The organism is Haloarcula sp. H-GB5 (assembly GCF_054850705.1).
The window spans coordinates 16,811-34,464 of the sequence record NZ_JBTWBG010000007.1 but is presented as its reverse complement, the minus strand read 5'-3'; the positions used below and the strand labels follow the sequence as shown (position 1 = coordinate 34,464).

17 protein-coding genes and 3 pseudogenes are annotated in these 17,654 nt (G+C 53.8%); 8 read left to right on the top strand and 12 right to left on the bottom strand.

Features of this window, described 5'->3' with window-relative positions:
* Positions 1-90: 90 nt before the first annotated feature.
* Complete coding sequence (locus tag ACYJ11_RS19660) at positions 91-1,623, top strand: aldehyde dehydrogenase family protein (RefSeq protein WP_461649119.1); 1,533 nt, start codon at positions 91-93, stop codon at positions 1,621-1,623.
* 142 nt (positions 1,624-1,765) lie between these two features.
* Here the strand turns inward: ACYJ11_RS19660 and ACYJ11_RS19655 are convergent, their stop codons facing one another.
* The 6 genes and pseudogenes from ACYJ11_RS19655 to ACYJ11_RS19630 form a co-directional block, all read right to left on the bottom strand.
* Positions 1,766-2,008, bottom strand: a complete 243-nt coding sequence (locus ACYJ11_RS19655) for a DUF7389 domain-containing protein (protein WP_461649118.1) — start codon at positions 2,006-2,008, stop codon at positions 1,766-1,768.
* Between the two features lie 63 nt (positions 2,009-2,071).
* A pseudogene (locus ACYJ11_RS19650) lies at positions 2,072-2,383 on the bottom strand (N-6 DNA methylase); the annotation flags it as partial.
* A gap of 2,189 nt (positions 2,384-4,572) precedes the next feature.
* A pseudogene (locus tag ACYJ11_RS19645) lies at positions 4,573-5,388 on the bottom strand (primase-associated protein); the annotation flags it as partial.
* Between the two features lie 317 nt (positions 5,389-5,705).
* Positions 5,706-6,164: a helix-turn-helix domain-containing protein gene (locus ACYJ11_RS19640; RefSeq protein WP_461649117.1), complete on the bottom strand. Its 459-nt coding sequence runs from the start codon at positions 6,162-6,164 to the stop codon at positions 5,706-5,708.
* Positions 6,165-6,270: 106 nt separating this feature from the next.
* Entirely contained in the window at positions 6,271-6,867 is a 597-nt protein-coding gene (locus tag ACYJ11_RS19635) for a DUF7509 family protein (RefSeq protein WP_461649116.1), read from the bottom strand.
* A 236-nt stretch (positions 6,868-7,103) separates the two neighbouring features.
* The gene (locus ACYJ11_RS19630; protein WP_461649115.1) at positions 7,104-7,439 is read right to left on the bottom strand and encodes a DNA adenine methylase; all 336 of its coding nucleotides are present in this window, start codon (positions 7,437-7,439) and stop codon (positions 7,104-7,106) included.
* A 522-nt stretch (positions 7,440-7,961) separates the two neighbouring features.
* Here ACYJ11_RS19630 and ACYJ11_RS19625 point away from each other — a divergent pair.
* Positions 7,962-8,273 (top strand): hypothetical protein, encoded by a 312-nt coding sequence (locus ACYJ11_RS19625; protein WP_461649114.1) that lies wholly within the window; start codon positions 7,962-7,964, stop codon positions 8,271-8,273.
* Positions 8,274-8,434: 161 nt separating this feature from the next.
* Entirely contained in the window at positions 8,435-8,749 is a 315-nt protein-coding gene (locus ACYJ11_RS19620) for a Duffy blood group (protein ID WP_461649113.1), read from the top strand.
* A gap of 298 nt (positions 8,750-9,047) precedes the next feature.
* Here ACYJ11_RS19620 and ACYJ11_RS19615 read toward each other — a convergent pair whose 3' ends face one another.
* Entirely contained in the window at positions 9,048-9,539 is a 492-nt protein-coding gene (locus tag ACYJ11_RS19615; RefSeq protein WP_461649112.1) for a hypothetical protein, read from the bottom strand.
* Between the two features lie 10 nt (positions 9,540-9,549).
* Positions 9,550-9,849 (bottom strand): ribbon-helix-helix protein, CopG family, encoded by a 300-nt coding sequence (locus tag ACYJ11_RS19610; protein WP_461649111.1) that lies wholly within the window; start codon positions 9,847-9,849, stop codon positions 9,550-9,552.
* Between the two features lie 639 nt (positions 9,850-10,488).
* Here ACYJ11_RS19610 and ACYJ11_RS19605 point away from each other — a divergent pair.
* The 3 genes from ACYJ11_RS19605 (at position 10,489) to ACYJ11_RS19595 (ending at position 11,846) form a co-directional block, all read left to right on the top strand.
* A complete protein-coding gene (locus ACYJ11_RS19605; protein WP_461649110.1) occupies positions 10,489-10,641 on the top strand; it encodes a hypothetical protein in 153 nt (50 codons plus the stop codon).
* Between the two features lie 229 nt (positions 10,642-10,870).
* Positions 10,871-11,383: a hypothetical protein gene (locus ACYJ11_RS19600; protein WP_461649109.1), complete on the top strand. Its 513-nt coding sequence runs from the start codon at positions 10,871-10,873 to the stop codon at positions 11,381-11,383.
* Positions 11,313-11,846 carry a lysostaphin resistance A-like protein gene (locus tag ACYJ11_RS19595; protein ID WP_461649108.1) on the top strand — a complete coding sequence of 178 codons (534 nt, stop codon included), beginning with the start codon at positions 11,313-11,315 and terminating at the stop codon, positions 11,844-11,846. Before ACYJ11_RS19600 ends, ACYJ11_RS19595 begins: the two co-directional genes overlap by 71 nt.
* Before the next feature lie 421 nt (positions 11,847-12,267).
* On the opposite strand, the gene ACYJ11_RS19590 is transcribed toward ACYJ11_RS19595, so the two are convergent.
* Both ACYJ11_RS19590 and ACYJ11_RS19585 read right to left on the bottom strand, forming a co-directional pair.
* A complete protein-coding gene (locus ACYJ11_RS19590) occupies positions 12,268-12,531 on the bottom strand; it encodes a hypothetical protein (protein WP_461649107.1) in 264 nt (87 codons plus the stop codon).
* Positions 12,528-12,795 (bottom strand): annotated as a pseudogene (locus ACYJ11_RS19585) (hypothetical protein); the annotation flags it as partial. The pseudogene ACYJ11_RS19585 and the gene ACYJ11_RS19590, both read right to left, overlap by 4 nt.
* Positions 12,796-13,237: 442 nt before the next feature.
* Here ACYJ11_RS19585 and ACYJ11_RS19580 point away from each other — a divergent pair.
* Positions 13,238-13,555, top strand: a complete 318-nt coding sequence (locus tag ACYJ11_RS19580; RefSeq protein ID WP_461649106.1) for a hypothetical protein — start codon at positions 13,238-13,240, stop codon at positions 13,553-13,555.
* 1 nt (position 13,556) lies between these two features.
* Here the strand turns inward: ACYJ11_RS19580 and ACYJ11_RS19575 are convergent, their stop codons facing one another.
* Positions 13,557-14,396: a hypothetical protein gene (locus tag ACYJ11_RS19575; RefSeq protein ID WP_461649105.1), complete on the bottom strand. Its 840-nt coding sequence runs from the start codon at positions 14,394-14,396 to the stop codon at positions 13,557-13,559.
* Positions 14,397-14,529: 133 nt separating this feature from the next.
* Positions 14,530-14,772, bottom strand: a complete 243-nt coding sequence (locus tag ACYJ11_RS19570) for a hypothetical protein (protein ID WP_461649104.1) — start codon at positions 14,770-14,772, stop codon at positions 14,530-14,532.
* A gap of 972 nt (positions 14,773-15,744) precedes the next feature.
* On the opposite strand from ACYJ11_RS19570, the gene ACYJ11_RS19565 reads away from it, so the two are divergent.
* Positions 15,745-16,836 carry an outer membrane protein assembly factor BamB family protein gene (locus ACYJ11_RS19565; protein WP_461649103.1) on the top strand — a complete coding sequence of 364 codons (1,092 nt, stop codon included), beginning with the start codon at positions 15,745-15,747 and terminating at the stop codon, positions 16,834-16,836.
* Positions 16,837-17,654: the final 818 nt, after the last annotated feature.

Here is a 17,654-nt window from a genome sequence, read left to right as displayed (position 1 = left end):
TCTCATTTCTATGCTATTTTGATGTTGAAGTATAATGTTCTCACAGTTAACTATTTACTGTCGCATGTTAAATTGTGACACTGGTCCATCATGAGTACCGCCAGTGACGATTCCGCAGAGACGACTCGTGAAATCAAACAACGTCACCGGGAGGCCGCTTCAGACGCGGTCCCGGACGACCTCGACCATTACATCGGTGGTGAGTTCATCAGTGGCGACAGCCATGACAGAATCGAGACTAGGGACCCGACAACGGGTGAAGTGCTCGGTGAGGTACCAGCAGGCAACCCCACCGACATTGACACCGCTGTTGAGGCGGCACAGAAAGCGTTCGACGAAGGTTGGAAGGACGCATCACCGGGTGAGCGCCAGCGAGTCCTCTCAGATATGGCACGAGCTGTTGAAGAGAACCAGGAGATGCTCGCGACGCTTGAAGTACTCGACACTGGGAAGACGATTACCGAAGCGATGGGTGACATGGGGCTGGTCATCGACCACCTCACTTATTACGCTGCCGCGGCCCGCAACGTCAATGGCGAGACGCGCCAGACGAACGACCTGTTCAATCGTGAGAAACAAGTTCTCACGGTCAAGGAACCGTACGGCGTTGTCGGCGCAATCGTCCCATGGAACTTCCCGCTGCTCATTGCGGTCTGGAAACTTGGCCCTGCCATCGCCGCCGGTAACACGGTGGTCCTCAAACCGTCCGAGGAGACGCCGCTGTCGATTCTGAAGCTAATGGAACTCGTCGACGATACGGTTCCTGACGGTGTCATCAACGTTGTCACTGGCTACGGTGAAGATGCCGGCGAACCGCTCTCAACACATGAGGACGTGCCCAAAATTTCTTTTACGGGGTCGACGGAAGTCGGCAAAGAGATTATCCGAAGCTCCGCGGAGGACATCAAGAAGACAACGCTCGAACTGGGCGGGAAAAGCCCCATCATCGTCTATCCGGACGCCAACCTCGAAGAGGCGATCGAGGCAGCGATGATGGCCATCTTCTTCAACAAAGGTGAGTGCTGTGCTGCCGGTTCCCGATTGTTCGTCCACGAGGACATCGAAGAGCAATTCCTCGAGGCGTTCACTAACGCCGCAGCGAGCATGGCTGTCGGTGACCCGCTACTCGAAGAGACAGATATGGGACCGAAAGTCTCCGATGAGCAGGTCGAACGAACAAACGAGTTCGTCGAAGCCGCCCGCAAAAGCGGTGCGACCATCCGAACAGGCGGCCACAAGCCCGACGACGAGTCGCTCGCCGACGGTGCGTTCTACGAACCAACCGTCATCGACGACATCGACCACGACCACCCATCGGTTCAGGAGGAAATCTTTGGCCCCGTCATGGAGACGTTCTCTTGGAGTGATGAGGACGACGTGGTTGCACAGGCCAACGACGTCGACTACGGACTGGCCGCCGGTGTCATTGCAAATGATATCACGAAGGCGCTCCGAACCGCGCGACGCCTCGAAGCGGGCGTCGTTTGGGTAAACCACTACAACGACGTTTCTGCCGGCCAGCCCTTTGGCGGCTACAAGCAGTCCGGTTCCGGCCGCGAGAACGCCATGGAAGCTATCGACGAGTTTACCCAAACCAAGGCAATCAACGTCAACCTCGGTTGATTCTCTACCTTGATTCAATACACGACAGAGTGAGTATGAGTAACCAATCAGACGAGTTGGCCCATTCTGGGGTACCTGCGACCACGGAAACCTGACAAGTGCTTATTTGTCGACAAACGCAAAAATGTAGTATTGCAGGACGTTACTCGTCTCGTTTGGGCTGAATATCCCGAAGTCGGCCACTGATATCCTGCTCATGCTCTTCTAGGAGCGTGTGGAACTCTGCAATCGTCTCCTCAGCAGTCTCACCCTTCGCCTTGATCGTCACAGTGTCTTCGTCTCGTGTCCCAGTTTCTCGTTTCAGCCGAGCCTCCATGCTACAGCCGACATCTGTTCGTTCTACTTTCTCAACGGAGTCTGGATCTTCGTCTGTTACGTTTGACATGGTTCTTCTCAGGACGCTCTCGCTGGAACGTCCCTCACCCGACTGGGGGGCACAAAACAGCCGCTAATCGCTGCTCTCGAACACACCCAGACTGGCCTGTTCACTCGGGACGGACGTCGTAACTGGAGGTGTTCGATCCTCCGAGCGCGTATCTGTTTGCTGCCCCGGACTGAGCTGGGTGCCGTCCTCAACCGTATTCTCGAAGGCGTTGGTCATCCACTCACGAAGTTCAGAGACTTCCGCGTCGTCTAGCTCGCGAACGCTGCCACCCAACGCAGAGTACGAGGTTTGCCACGCTCGCTGGAACTCAACAGTCAGTGAGTCGCCTTGGATAACGTAGGCGTCCAGATTCAGGAAACAGCAGTTCAGGGCAGATTCGTGACGACCGGTCAGCAACGTGGAACGCTGCGCTCGATGCCGATGTCGATGTAACGGAGGGCGGTCGTCCGGACTGTTCCTTGTCTCCGTCGACGACGACTGTCCCGTGAATTGCTCACTGGCAGAACATCCCAACGGGATCCACGCTGGCTGGTGCAGCTGCGCGGTCTTCCAGGCGACAACCATCTGTCCACATCTCTGTGTCCTTCGCCAGTACGCTGCTCTCGGCGATCTCGACTTGCCAATGCGGGAACAGGCCTGAACTACGATCAGTCCTCACTCATTTGTATGCCGGCCAGTGGCCGGACATCAACACGTCCAGACCGGTCGTGGTCAAGACACGGGCACAGTCGCTCCCGAACCGTCGCTTGCGAACACGGTTCGACGCCAACACCTACTCGTGGATCGTCCCGAATCTGAACATACTCCGCGTCGACATCCAGTTGCGTGTGCTTGACCCGACACCAAATTGTCTTTCCCCTTCCTGCCCTATGTCGGTCACATATCGAGCAGCCAGCGCTTCGTGGTGAAGCTCAACGAGAACTTGTTCGACAAACGATACGACCTTCGTTGGCGACCGCAGCGCCGGGGCCGACCCAAGGGCAGTCTCAGAGTCGTGCTGTGCCGCCGATTCGGGAGTGTCAGTAACGGACATGTCTGTTGTGCTGGGCTGTTTGTGGTCGCGGTCGCTGTTGAGGCGGGTGGACTGAAAGGGGGCGGTCGCCTCGCGTGCGGTCGGTGCGGGCGTCCGCTGCGCGACCCCTATCGAGGGAGCGCAGCGACCGATGATATGTCGCGCAGGGACCGCGAGCGACCGCGGGCTTTCGAGGGGTACATCTCCGGTCTGTCCCCCGCGGTCGTAGTAGGGGTGTCGAGGTGAGTTGCCATGCCTGCCCTGAAGGCGTCCTTCCAAGGCCGATCTCCCCACCAGCCAACCGTCGATGTCGTCGTCATATAGCCGCGGCCAGACCCAGTGTTAGAATCCAGATACATTCGCGTCCCTGAGTAACCTCCCTGCTGTACTGTTCCCGCCGTCTGTCCCCCCACTGTGCCTGCTGTCGCTGCGCGTCCCTTCATTGTTTCCGGAGCTGTCCCAACCCACCGTCTACTGTGATCCACTCTGTTGCCCATCCACTTCGGTGCGGTCTGTCCCCCACTGTTGCCTAGGCGGATCTCCCCACTGGCTGTCTTTGTATCGAGGTCCATCCCACCGCGGCATCCTCGCTGGTCTATCCCTTGCTACACTCGCCGTTGCTTTGTCGTGTCACCACGACCCGCTCTCCCGACACAGGCGTCTCGTCTATCTAGCCATTCTGACAATAGCCCGCCTGGGTTGTCCACGGCTGGCTGCCGTCTGAAGCCCGCTGCCAAGTGCCTCTTGGCTTCACCTCCCCTGCACCCGCTACACCCCCCTCTCTCTTTGGACAAAATCGGAGGGTGTATATTGGCTGCAACTGCCTAAGAACAAATTAAATGGCTGCATCTCTACTCTAAACCTCTAATTATGGTTGAAGCTTTTTCCGACCCTCCTACCGCACTCCTCAAAAGCCGCCAAATGGCTGCACTCGTCTGATTTCAGCAGGTAGAAGCGATATTGGTAGTTCAAGAAGGGTATGATGAACGAAAACCGGCCACAAATGGCTGCACACGTCGGATTTCAGCGGATAAGCCGAAATTCTGCGAAAAGACACTCCATTTCGTGACTGAAACGTACACAGCTGACTGCACTCGTCTGAATTTGGAGGATTAGGAAGATACTATAGCCAGTTCACGCAGTCAGATTAGAAAATCGTACTTAAACGACTGGATTCGGATAAATTCGGCAGTTTCGGTCTGTATGGCTCGTCCTTGATCCAGTCTATAACACAATTCTGGTGTTAGCTGACTGCAACCCCCGAATTTCCGAAGATACAGTCACTAGAGTCATAGTTTGGATAAACTATTTTATTCTTGATAGTATTCTACTGTCCTAGTCCAACAGGCACGAAGACTTTCACCAAAATCTGCTAAATGGGTGCGACTATTTCGAGTATTCCTTTGTAGAAATGGATGCTGATAGAGGGAGGGTGGAGACTACTGAACTGTCACTACCAATTGGACTCGAAAGAGAAATCTAGGCTCTATATTTCAGCTTCGCCTTGCAGGTCATCAAGCAGGTCGTACATCTCCTGGGGGAATGGAAGACTCTAGTATATCGAATAGGGGCAATTTTCTTTGCTGATACAGTGCCGTTTCATAACGTCGTTATCGCACCCCATCGGGAGGGCATCTCCACCGTCGATAGTCCCGTGGTCGATTTCATAAGCAACCTGATAGCTGGTCTCGTCTGGGTCGTACCAATCCCACTTCTTTTCGAAGAGATTTGCGATGTCATCAACGACTGCTCGTTTCATATTTTCATGAGATATTTGGTGGTAATCTTGTAGCCACATAACCATCGCCACAAAGTTGTAGAGGTCCTTCCTGACTGGCCCACCATTTTCGACTCGAAGGTCCTCGACCATGTTCCGGAAGCAGGGGAGTTCAAAGATATCTTCCAGCGTGTTGACGTTGATCTCTTTGCCACCGGACCCCCCGCCTCCCAGTTTGAATAGTTCGTGGTCTGCTTGAGCTCTCCTTTCGATCCCTCGAATGTCGTCCCGGTCTGTGTAACTTGTCAGTTTCGAAGAAAGGGATTTCACCCCCTTCAGTTTCGTCTTTGCGCTTTCCTCACTGAACCCATCAGCGTCGTATTTTGTAATCGCAGCATAATATTCGCTTGCTTCGTTGAACTCGGCAAGGTCTAGACCATCAACTTCATGGGCTGCATTCCGGACCAATCGAAGGAGATCCTGGTCGGGGTCCCAATTCGACCAGATTTCGTCTTTTTGTCCGTAATCTAGTAGTTCATTCACCTCTTGTTCGAAGACATTGCATTCACTGTATATCCCGGCGAAATACTCATCAGCAGTTTTCTCCCAGTTGGTGTCCAGAAGGGCCTTGAAGCTCTTTTTTTGCTGCTCCCAGAGTTGGCTGAGCCGTGCTGAACCGGGACGTACACATTGCTATCACGAATGTGGTAATTCGTTTCTCCAACGGCCTCGTTTTCCTCCGGATCGTAGCCGCCTTACCACTCTCCATTAGTGAATCTGGCTTTACAAGAATCGGATGCTGCGACCAGTGGAATCTCGAAAAATTTCTCGAATTCAGGGTGGGCATCTAGGTGGTGAACGATGGCGGTTGATACCGACCGTATGAATACCGCGAAGAGGGGGCTGCCTCTGACAACAAATGTTCTCTCGCTTGAGGCCGATATACTAATTGGTCGGAAGAGTATGGTTTACTTGCTGTACTTGTCTTCTAATGCCGCTTCTTCGCGTGCCAGTATCCTGACCCCCTCCCGGATACCTTCAGTGAGCACCACCCGCCCCATGTCCGTAAGCTCGTAGTAGGAGTATGTCTCTTTTGTCCCCGTGTTGGGGTTTCGTCTGTTCTTAATCAGTCCAACTTCTTTCAGCGTTCGAAGCGGATAGTGGAGATCATTGCCCTCTTCACCCAGAACCATCGATAGTTCACTGGTGCTGAGTTCGTTGTCCTCGGCTAATGCGTTCATGATCCGGAATTGCTTCGGTTTAGAGGCGACCTCGTACATCTTGAGGTAGTCCTCAAGGTCGAAGATACTGTCTTCGGGGAAGTCAACGTCCAACTCGAATTCGTCATCATCTCCCCCATCATCCTCTTCCCTGTCAGGTTCTAACACGCCACCATCTGGTATTCCAGTGCGCTCAGGATTGCTCATGTATCTTATTGTTGTATCCGAGCCACATTAAATATTTTTACTCCGGTGCTCAGCCAAGCCTGACGGCTCCTAATACCGAAAAACGCTACAGGTGCCAGAGAGACAATCACGCGACAGTCCGAATGTGGGCTTTGACTGCTTGGTAGAGTCCGTCGAAATTCTCGAACTCGTCGGCAGTCACATGCCATCTATCCGAGACGGCGTCGATCATGGAACTTTCAACGTTTTCCTCACCTATGAAAAGAACTCTCTCCATTAGTTCCTGTTCGGGCAAATGTTCACAGACAGACCCGATCTCAATACCTACACCGAGGTTGTCACCCATTGCAGGGGCAATGAAAATCGTCACGACTGACGCTTTTGTGTATTCGATACTTTGAGTAGCAGCGTCCATCTCGTGCAGTGGGATTTCCGGGTCTGTCGCAAGAAATGCGTTGACACCGCGTTCTGAGCGGAGTTTCCGCCTGAGTTCAATCAGCAGCCAAAGCGCTTCGTCAGCATTAAACTCACTTTCCTGTAGTCCTTCGAGTGCCTCGTCAAGCGTCTCTCGCGAAGTGGCAGCGTCACGCTCCGGATGGGCCGACTCATATGGGGGGTGAGACTTGTAGGGTCCCATCAGGTAGACCAGTAGCCGTGGTTTAGAAACTTGGTCTTTCTCAATGTATGAGCTACTCTCTAGGGCTTCGATTAGGCGTTCTTGCATTGTTTTAGTTTGTGTCGTTAGTTCGGGCTCTAACCAGTGTGGATAGTCTGTTGATGAGTCCTCCTACCAATCGTCCATCGTCTGTTGGCCTCCACGGAACCGAACTACTTCATCGGGATGGTAGCTCATCGTGAGTTTTTCTGTGACCTGTTCATCTCCTCCGATCTGGTGTATAACGTCTGTCTCAACAGTCGGGTAGCACTGAATTGAAAGAGGGCTGATACCGACGAGATCATCTATTGGGCGGAGTAGATATCTTCGCTCTCACCCAGTTTCACACACCAATTGTTGAACCGCTCTGGGTCGAAATCCACCCAGTCGTACCGTTCGGTTCCACGCTTATACGGCGGGTCCATGTAGATGAGTGTGTCTGCCCCATCACCGTACTGGTCGATAATCTTTGTGTAGTCTTTGTTGTGGAGGATGACTCCCTCCAGGCGCTCTGAAAACGAATCGAGGCGGTCCAGCGAGTTGTAGAATTGCTTCGAACTGTCTTTCCGCCCGAAGGCGACAGAGCGAAACCCCGTTGATCGCCGCCGAAAGATGCTCTTTGAGATATTCGACGAATTCAAACGAGTTCTGCTCCTCTGTGGTCTGTTCCGAGCCCGATCCGGTCTCCGTGAGTGCTGACTGCCCCATAATTCGCTGAGGCAGGGCCTCCAGAATACCACTGCGTCAGCTCTGAAACTGGATTCCCGCCTGACAAAATCCTCTGTCGGCCACTTTTAAAGAAGCGGCTCGTGTTGGTCGAAGAACGTCATCAAGGAGGGAAGGCATACACAGCACGGAGGACACAGGTGCTCGATTGTGAGACCCTTTCCATCACCACCTCTCCGTATGATTAATCAAACGCTGCCTCAAACCTACGTCCGGTTCAATCTCATGGCAGCGCTAAACGAATGGGCGCCAGAATGGTGGCCGTTAGGGGTGCTTGGGGGTGTTGTAGTGTTATCGGTGCTTGCGGCCTACTGGCTGAGTCCTGATTGGGCAGTTAACCCATTAGATGGAATTCACACTGTAGAGTTGTTTTGATGTCAGTTTTTTGATATATTTACCAGCGGCAGAACGATATTTTAGAGAACCAACAGAAGATCATGGAAAGGGAAGAAAAGATCCAAGAGATTTCACGGATTTCCCCACAACTCCATGTTGAATGGGGATTGAACACCGATGACGACCTCAGTTTAGAAGTGGAGAACAGTGGCGCAAATGACGCGTACAAATTAACCGTCCATTCGTCTGTTGAACCCACGACAGATGCATTCACTTATCAAACTGAGGTTTGGTCGGAAGAACTCAAACAGCGTCTGGTACCGGAAGAGCAGCATAGCGAAACCCTTTCAGTCGCTTATCGAAGCGAGGTGAATGGTGAGTTCCGTGATGAAACATTTAGCGTTCTCACGTGAGATTGTTAGGAATATTAGAGAGAATACGGAAAGTAATGACATTCCGATTGATTACTCGCTATGGCTAACCTTCAAAGACTCACAAGGTGAGACTGAGACTATTGAGACCGATGATAGCGTGTTCCTAAACAGTTTTCCAACAGGGAGTTGTACGATTTCGTATGGCTACGTCGGAATCACGTGTCCCCGCCGATGTTCTGAACCTCTACGACGGACTCGCGGGGATTGTCGCGTTCTCCATCCTCGCGTGGGCGTTCCTGTACGCAATCCAGCCAATCTTCGGCCTGCTACTGACGGTCGCCTTCGGCTCAGCGTACGCGGCTGGCCGTATCGACGATCTCGAACACGCTGGTGTCGTTGCAGGCCTCTGGGGTCTCGTCCTCGCGGCATTCTGGGTTATCGGGACGTACCTCGGCGTTGGTGTCGCCGGCATCCTTGCCGTTATCGCGTACGGTCGCTGGCACGGCGTGTGGTAAACTTGTATCGGCCTCATAATCGATTTGTCACCCGTTAGTGAACAATCTGTACTGACCGATATATACGGAAGAATAGTGGGCCATGACGGTCTCTAACTAACCAACAGTTGACCGCTGTTGCCACCGCGTGTTGGTTAGCGAGCCCTCTCCCGGAAGTCTAAGGGGGGGTTTACATACCAGTCGCTCGTCAGCTATGAGTACACACTCGCGCCGTCGTGGGGCCTGCCACTAACAGGGCCTAGTACGGGGTCGCGGTCAGTCAGCGGATGGAATCAGGAACCACCGCAACCCATGCAAATTACTCTTCTTCAAATAGATTCTGTGCTCGCCGATAGATCGGTTGTCCAAGCCAGGAACGTTGTTCGGCGAGGTGGTCAAGCTTCTCCAGAGCCGTTTGTCTATCGAGGACCTGCCGGGTTACCAGTGCTTTGAGAACGATAGGCGAAATAGCGACCTGTGCGTCGACAGCGGTCTGCAGTTCGGGCAGGGCACGGAGATCGTCAGTAATGAGGAACGCTGCGTCAAGGTCGTTGCACAGAAGCGCACAACTCCCCTCGCCTTCGTCAATCCGAGATGAGGACAGCGTGCCGTCGGCGTGTTTGACAGTGATCTGCGCTGTATTGTCGAGCACAGCCTGTGCGGCACGACCGTGGGTATCGTCGTAGTTACTGGTCGCGTTGAGTTCGTCGATCACTGTCTCTGTAGTCGCAACCTCGAATTCGGTGAGCAACGTATCGAACAGGTCGACCGACGCTAGGGAGATAAGCGCAGCCGTATCTGCGACAATCATACAGTGCTCACTACAGTTGCGCGAGGTCGTCGGCCATTTCCTCGCCCTGCGCAAGAAGGGCCTTCGAGGCGCGGACGGATTCGGCGTCTTGTCGCCCGATGACCTGCTTCAGAGACTCGAACCCGATCTCATCATCGATGTAGAGATCGACGACGGTCTGCTTGAATGCCTCTTGATCCTCCATCTCATCTAAGTAGTCTTCCAGCGCCGAAACGACGATCTCCGTCCGGTTTTTGTGCGTCGCTGCAGCCGCGACATCCGCCTTCTCCACGAGGTCATCAGGCAATCGAAAGTTGACTCGGGTCGTCATGTATGTACATTGTACCCACAGATTCATAAATATACGGGGCCGTTGCTCAGGCTGAAGCGGTTGTTCTGGATGTGTTTTGAGTATATTTTTGGATCTAAGACGTTGGTTTTTGAAGACGAATCCCCGATTATATCACATATCTTATTATAATAACGCGCAAAACTAATCCAATAGCTATTGCCGAAATATATAGCATTGCCAAAGCTCCCTCACCAACATACACCAGACCAGCCATCACTAACAAAAAAAGGAATAGGCAGCTATATTCGACCACGAAACTTGGTACGTTGTCATACTATTGAACGAAAATAATTTCTAGTTACTAAATAGTATTATTGGAGAATGAAATCCTGTCCCATATTTACTATATCTCCGATCTCATCAACTCCATCCTCAAGTGTGTCTTCTATCTCATCAATAACGTCTTGTCCTACTTCAACAGCATAGTCAGCGCTATCGGCGGCATCCTCAAGTCTATTTGACGTTTCTTTTGCAGCTTCTTTTGCCTCCTCAGTAGAGTCAATTCCTTCACACTCGACCCTAAACGATATTGGATACTTCGTCTCAGCAATTTTCGTATCCGTAAGATATACCCCAACGTATTGTACGTCACAGGGGGTGTTCTCTCGAATTGCGTCATTGGCTACACATCCTAAGAACGATACGCGCCGGTGGCGGCTCGGAATAGAGCGAACAGGCGGCTACGAGGTCGTTGCGGCGTGGGAGCACGGCGTTGCAGCTGACCTCGACGCTCCTGACTGGGTGCACGAACTTGTCGCTCGGGCGGTCTGAGGTGGCTGTTCGAAATCGGTTATCACGCTCTGGCCAGTCGTTGCCAATCTGGGTTCTTTGGGCAGTCGTAGTGATGAAACGCCTGTTCAGTGCATTTGCGAGTTGAGTATGTTGTGAGGGTAGTGGCAGAAAAGTTGGTGCACACTCACCGTTGGGACTAAACGAACGCCGTGTCGAATTGTAACAATGAGTCAAAATCATTAATGCATAGACATGAAATTGGGTGAATATGTCAGAAAATATTTCTGTGAGTTCAGAGATAACAGACTTCATCCATCGACTTCTGTATGGCTCAGAGGATACGCGGCTACGGGCCACTTGGCGGGTCGTTATTCCGGTATTCGCCGCTCTTGTAACCTATCTGGGCGGCCGGATCGTAATGAGGATAACATTCCAATCAGTTATTAGGAACGTTTCTAGAACGAGTGTCGTCCTTCAGACGCTGACTCCGCTCATCCTAACAGCTACACTCATGATTGCAAGCGGACTCGTTGCACTCGCCGTCGCCTCACGGCTTGATAACCGTCCACTCACCAGTTATGGATTCGCTTGGTCTACACAGTGGGTAGTGGACTTCCTCGCCGGAACAATAATCGGCGTAAGCGCTTTGATCTGTACAGTTCTCTATCAGGTAGCGAGAGGATATGCAACTCTTCGCACAGACCTGACTGGTGTTGGAGTTGATTCGATACCCCTCGGAGTTCTTGTCGTCGCTGCGCTGCTGGTGTTCTCTCTCAAATAACGTATTCGAAGAGATTGTATTTAGGACAATATTCATTCAGAATGCCGCAGAGGGTCTCGTAAAACGGTCTGTAGGGAAAAGAACAGCAGTCATGCTTGCACTCGTTGCAAGCACTCCGATATTCGGGATTTGGCATTTATTAGGTGGTGGATTGTCTGCCGTGCTCACTAGCCTTGTCGGGGGTTTTCTATTCGGAACAGCCTACATATTGAGCGGACAACTGTCGTTGCCAATTGGCGTCCACTTCGGAGGGGTGGCACTCTTAACACTGACTCAACAGCCCTTCTCGCAGAATCCAGAGTTGACGCTCCCCTCGCTTTTCGTTGTAGAAATTGCAAATATATCGCTTGCGCAATCCATCGAGATATGGGTTGTACGGGCAGCAGTCGGTATCGTCCTTATTTGTGCGTGGGTGTATTATTCCGCTGGTGAAATTGCGATTGCTGAGGAGGTACGTCCGTAGTCGGTCACACGACAAACGTCTATGTTAGGTGCACAGTTGCTGTGCCTGTTCTCTGTCTTGACAATCGCTGTTACAGCAGTTTTCAATATATCTCTCCACCGCTCTGACCGGTTGCTTGAGCGGAAACAAATCGTAGATTAGACGCCATTTACTGACCGAATAACCGGTTCTGACTAACCAACAGTTGGCCGGTGCTGCCACCGCGTGTTAGTTAGCGAGCCCTCCCCCGGAAGTCTAAGGGGGGGTTTACATACCAGTCGCTCGTCAGCTATGAGTACACACTCGCGCCGTCGTGGGGCCTGCCACTAACAGGGCCTGATGCGGGGTCGCGGTCAGTCAGCAGATGGAATCAGGAACCACCGCAACCCATGCAAAATACGCACGCAACTCAGCAAAAAAGATAGAGGTATCGCCGTCTCGCTCAGGCCATCGCCACGACGTGTTGGTGCTCAGTCTGGGTGGGCGTCGCCTGCAGCGTTAGGTCCGCAAGCGCCAGTTCCCGGAGGACATCGGGCGGGACGCCCTCGGTGTCTTGGAGGACGGCGTCAACCGTCCAGGCGTCGTGTTTCGAGCGCACCGGCGGCGTCGTTTCGACCAGCACGGTCGGCACAGCCTCCCGGAGCGCACGAGCGGCACGCCGGACACGCTGACGGTTCTCGACCGTACAGCGAACGGTCTTACTCATGCCGTCAGCCCCCGAGCGATATCGTCAACGAGCGACCCACCGACGTTTGGGCCGATATCCCAGCCGCGTTCGTTATTCGTGTACTCACACCACTGTGCGAGTGTTTCAAACGGCGTCTCGGCAAGTGGGACTTTCTCGGCGTCGCCGTCGGTCGCGACAACGGCAACGGCGAACTCATAGCTGTCCCAGTAGTGGGCCGCGCCTTCACCGCCGACGCCAAGGAAGAGATAGGCCTTGGGTGAGTAGTTCGTGACCGGGACGGTCAGTACAAAGCGGATATTAGCGCTGTTACGACGAAAACCGAGTGTCAAGAAAATATTTATTCTGCGGACTACCCACCGCTATTATGACTTCTAGAAGTGGATCTTGGTTCCACGGCTACGTATCATGGTATCTTCGAGCTGTTATTTGGTTCGTACAAACTGCCATCGTGGGGGCGGTTTTGCTAGTCATTCTCGGGACGGAAGGATTACTCGGAACAGTCGGGACTGTTTTGGCTGGACTTCTCACCGCACTCCTCCTTTTCAGACAGGTAGATATGCACATTCAACAGGAGATGAAAAACTGAGCTTACCGACACCGCAGTCCATATGTATGTGTGCTGAGCGTTAATCTCAGTAAGTTGAAACCCACTCCTATCTAGCAAACGCACTGACCGTGCTTGAAGCGGGTATTCCCGTTACTGAACTGTCGACACAAGCCCAGAGTGGCGGCGACCTTTCTGGAACGACTCGACCCAGGCGAGGCACAGGCCGTAGCCGTTGCAGAGACCGTCGATGGGACCGTCATCACTGACGACGGCGATGCTCGCACAATCGCGACCCAACGAGACATCAGGTTACCCGGATCGATCGGCCTCTTCGTCCGTTTTGTCGAGAGCACTCTGATTTCTGCGGCGAGTGCAGATACGTATCTCAAACGCTGGATCGATGAAGCTGGGTTCCACTCGCCCGCCCGCGAGTTTGAGTTCCGGACTGAGACGTTTTCGTTCCAGTCACTCCAGAACGATGACGCCAGCCAATAGTCTAATTCGCTGTGGACTGGTGTTGCTGGACACGCTCAGCAATGGCAGACTGGAACGCGGATAGCGAGGCGACAAACTCGCCATCCACGAACAGATCCACATATGCCTCGCGGGCCACATTGGCGACGAGCCGGTCACGTATTGTGTCGACAGTCACCGAGTGTCCATCTGCCTGCAGCTCAGCGATCGTCTGCTCGATTCGCTTGTCAGTCGCATACTCCGCTGCTAAATCTACCGCTGCCTGTGGTTCGGGAGCAGTCACTGTGTTTTGTTCTCGACACCATTCGGCGGCACGCCCACCGGATTTGTCTCGGATCAGCACACCAGTGGCGTGCCCCTCTCGCCACTCTGACTCAGGGAATCCATCTTGGTCTTCATACCGAGTGAAATCAGCGTGTACAGCGGACAGCTCTTTTTCTATGGCTGGTAGCGTCGGCAACCCCAACTGCTTGAATACGCCAGCCGCCGCATCCGGCGGGAGAAACTGGTCCTTACGATCGGACCAGATGTCGACACCGACGAACGCCGGGACTGTGTGCCAGTCGTACTCGATCCCCTTGTTTCGGGTGGCAATCCCGCAGAACGTCACATCACTTGGGTTGTCCGTCGCCGCTGCCAGTGCGTCGCGGTCCAGTCGCTCGTTGATTAGTTCGGCTGCCAGACGGAACTGCGGTGGGACAGTGGTGGGAGTGTCGAAAGATTGCTGGGCTGTAGCGAACGTGACCAGCCCCGACGCCGCCACTTGAAATCGGAACTTCCCACCGGTCGGGAGTTCTTGCACCCAGACGTGTCCAGAGAACTCAATCTCGTCAAGCGCGGGCGTCTCGGGACACTGCTTCACGTTGCAACCCACACAGGCTACGATAGTAAAGGAGGTGGGCTACTCCGATGCAATTGGACGCCCTCCGGTTCTCCGCGTTCAGTGGTGGTCTCCCATAGGACCGTCCGTGAGGTCGGCCAGAGGGCAGTACTGCTCAACTCTGGAATTCCGCCAGTGAGTGGTTCTCTCCGCTCGCAACTGTCTCATCAAGACGCACGTAGCGATACATGTTGAGTGGGTCGTCGAGGCTCGCCTCGATAACCTGCTTCTGACTGTCGGCTAACTCCGCAACTGGAACGAGGGTCAGTGGATGCTGCGCCAGGAAGTATCCGCTCGCCATGCCATCGAGCGTGACCGTCAATACTGACCCCGATTCCAGTATCGTGGATTCGAACACTGAGCGAGCAGCCTGATATCGAACCCTATGCGATCGGCAATCAGACTTCAACTGGGATGTGCAACGCTCAAACGTACTTTTGAGCGTTCGTTGTTTGTTTAATACTTCCTGCTCATGATTAGCTACGAGCCATGAATCTGCTTCAAGTACTCTATCCCTATGTCTTAGCTGCGATGAACCTGGGTATCGGCTGGCTGTCCGTTGCGGTCCTTGAGTTTCAGCTCGGTGTTCTCTTCGTTGGGATCGGCGTACTCGTCTTCGGCGCCGTTGTCGGACGAACGGTGGAGCGATTCGCGTGCCGGCCATCACTCTGTCGACTGGTTTCTGCCTGTCCCAAGTTCTGGGCGTAGCACCCGCCAGAGGATACGTGGACGGAGGAGACTGGTGGCCGGGCGCTCTAGCCCAAAGACCCACAGAAATGCCTCAGTCAATTCCCCCTCGTCATGCTTGTAGCTAATAAAATTACAGCCATCCCGTACGGTGAGTAGTTTGCGTGCGGTACGGTCAGTACAGGATGTGGGCATAGCAGTAGTTCAAGCCAGATGTGTCTGTAGTGAACTACTCAGTTGTGTACAAAACCGACAGAAAAACTATAACAGCGTTGGGTGAACGATATCCAAGTTCAGATGAGATTGCTTTTCCAGTATGGAGGAATCGTCTCGGGGCGTTTTAGCGATTTTCTTGTGGCTATCATCGCGTTAGTTGGAATTCCAATCACTATCTTCGTTGCAGGTCGAATATTCGAGGAATTCTTTTGAACAGTTCGCTCGTCGATGTCGCCACTGACAGCACCAAATGACACCGTCATCTAAACCTTATAAATGAAAACGACGGTGCAGAAACCGTGGAGTACCGCCGACGGACAAGACCTATTATTCGACATATCTGACGGTGGAGTGAATGCCCTCTGATCCGCTGTCCAACGCGTCGACAAGCAGACGCCGCTATCTCGCACTTGCGGGAGCTGCGGCTATGTCGACCGTTGGGGTTGCAGGGTGCCTTGGAGCCATCGATCGGCAACTCCGTGGGCTCCCAACAGAGTGGCGGACGGTACTCGACGGAGAGCGGTATCTCCAGAGCCCTATCATAAATCGTTCAAGCGAGGTACTTGCGATGGGGTCGAACCGGCTGTACGCACTCGAAGCTTCAACGGGGGCCCCTCAGTGGCGTACAACGGACTTCAAGCAGTCGACCGGTTGCCCGGTTATTGCGGACGATGTCATCGTTGCCGCGGGTCCGGACCAGCGGGCCGGGTACCACCCAAGCGGCACGAGAGCGTGGATTCGACGGGTCGATGGCTGGTTTAGCCCGTATGCAGCGTTCGGCGATGGGACGGTCATTGGAGGCTACCACGAATCCGGCACATACGAGCCACCGATTGTCCTGATCGACACCGCAGATGGCAGGCGGAAGTTGGAGACGACGCCCGAGCCCTGGCTGAACCCCAACGGAACTACCCACTCGGTGAGCGACATTATCTCCGTTGGGGAGGGCGGCGTCGCAGTTGACGAGATCGGTAGGCTCGCCGGCCTCGACTCAGAAGGGTCTGTCCGTTGGGCCACGGGTACTGACGACTGGCGTGCTCACGGCGCGCATGACCCGGCGCTTGCGACCGATGGCGAACTAGTCGTCGCAGCTGCTGGGGCAGTTATCAGTGTCGACCCATCCGACGGCACTCGCCACTGGCACGCCTCGGCCCCGAGCGAAACATCCGGTCTCGCTGTTGCTGACGGGACCGCCTTCGTGTCTTTCGACGGTCGGACGCGCCGTCGCGATGATGCGCCCGCCGGTGTACTTGCAGTCGACCTGTCTGACGGGAGCGAGCAATGGCGGACGGAGCTACCGGATGCGCCTGGGCCGCCCGGCGTCGGAATCAACGATGTCGTCGTCGGTACAGAGAGCGGCAACCTCATAGCACTTGACGCGGCTACCGGCGACCGACGCTGGAGTGGTCCAGTCGGCCGCCGGATGGACGACCGCCCGCTTGTCACACCGGAACGAGTGATCGCTGGGGGTGAGGTCAACGGAGACACCATGCTGACCGCCATCTCCCGTGAAGTTTAGAGCGCATGGATAGTCGGCCGGTGAGCGATTCGCTCACTGAGCAGTTGTTTCAAGAAGACACTCAACCAGAAGGTGAAATGCGAGTTAGCTAACCTACAATCAAAGGTTACACTCTCTTTGTTGGCCAGCGCTCTGCTCATCTACACCGTCGCTGCCACGTGCTCAAACCCCGCCAGCGACGAGGTCGGCTGCAACGTCAATCCAGCTAGCGCTAACTCTCGAAGCACCTCTGGCGGGCACCCTCTGCGTCCCGAAGTCTGATGTCGATCGCCGGAACAGTCACTATGGACGTTGTGGAGTTTAGCTAAGGATTATTTATCAATCGCTACGGTGGCGTCCCCATAATCCACTGATAACAAGTATAGCTCCTCCGACTCCGCTGAGAGAGCCGGCTCCGACAGATACCGGGTTCATCGCAATGACAACCTCAACCCGAAGGATTGACTCGTTATAGCTGACAAAGTACGAATTCACGATATCGTTTCGATAATTGAAGTGGGTCCCACTATCGGATGCTCCACGGTCTGCGTACGTCAATTGCGATGACTGACTGGCACGTGTGATGGCCGTCTGTTCTGGTGCTGAGAGATTTGAGAATGCGATAGGGTCAATTTCGGACGCAGAATATGACTCCACCGCAGTTGCCATTGCTTCTCTATTCGGTTCCTGGGCAGCTATCGAAGTCGTGTATGCTGGATAGCCCACATAAACTAATCCAGCACCTGCTATCAGGAAGATAACACCAATGTACAGAATTACCTGAGATCGCTCTAATGGAGGGCTACCCATGTAACATCGAATGAGTTGATATTTTACTT

Bases quoted from the DNA above. Each gene is read 5' to 3' on its own strand.
- ACYJ11_RS19660 (WP_461649119.1), top strand. From the start codon at position 91: ATGAGTACCGCCAGTGACGATTCCGCAGAGACGACTCGTGAAATCAAA.
- ACYJ11_RS19655 (WP_461649118.1), bottom strand. From the start codon at position 2,008: ATGTCAAACGTAACAGACGAAGATCCAGACTCCGTTGAGAAAGTAGAA.
- ACYJ11_RS19640 (WP_461649117.1), bottom strand. From the start codon at position 6,164: ATGAGCAATCCTGAGCGCACTGGAATACCAGATGGTGGCGTGTTAGAA.
- ACYJ11_RS19635 (WP_461649116.1), bottom strand. From the start codon at position 6,867: ATGCAAGAACGCCTAATCGAAGCCCTAGAGAGTAGCTCATACATTGAG.
- ACYJ11_RS19625 (WP_461649114.1), top strand. From the start codon at position 7,962: ATGGAAAGGGAAGAAAAGATCCAAGAGATTTCACGGATTTCCCCACAA.
- ACYJ11_RS19620 (WP_461649113.1), top strand. From the start codon at position 8,435: ATGGCTACGTCGGAATCACGTGTCCCCGCCGATGTTCTGAACCTCTAC.
- ACYJ11_RS19615 (WP_461649112.1), bottom strand. From the start codon at position 9,539: ATGATTGTCGCAGATACGGCTGCGCTTATCTCCCTAGCGTCGGTCGAC.
- ACYJ11_RS19610 (WP_461649111.1), bottom strand. From the start codon at position 9,849: ATGACGACCCGAGTCAACTTTCGATTGCCTGATGACCTCGTGGAGAAG.
- ACYJ11_RS19600 (WP_461649109.1), top strand. From the start codon at position 10,871: ATGTCAGAAAATATTTCTGTGAGTTCAGAGATAACAGACTTCATCCAT.
- ACYJ11_RS19590 (WP_461649107.1), bottom strand. From the start codon at position 12,531: ATGAGTAAGACCGTTCGCTGTACGGTCGAGAACCGTCAGCGTGTCCGG.
- ACYJ11_RS19565 (WP_461649103.1), top strand. From the start codon at position 15,745: ATGTCGACCGTTGGGGTTGCAGGGTGCCTTGGAGCCATCGATCGGCAA.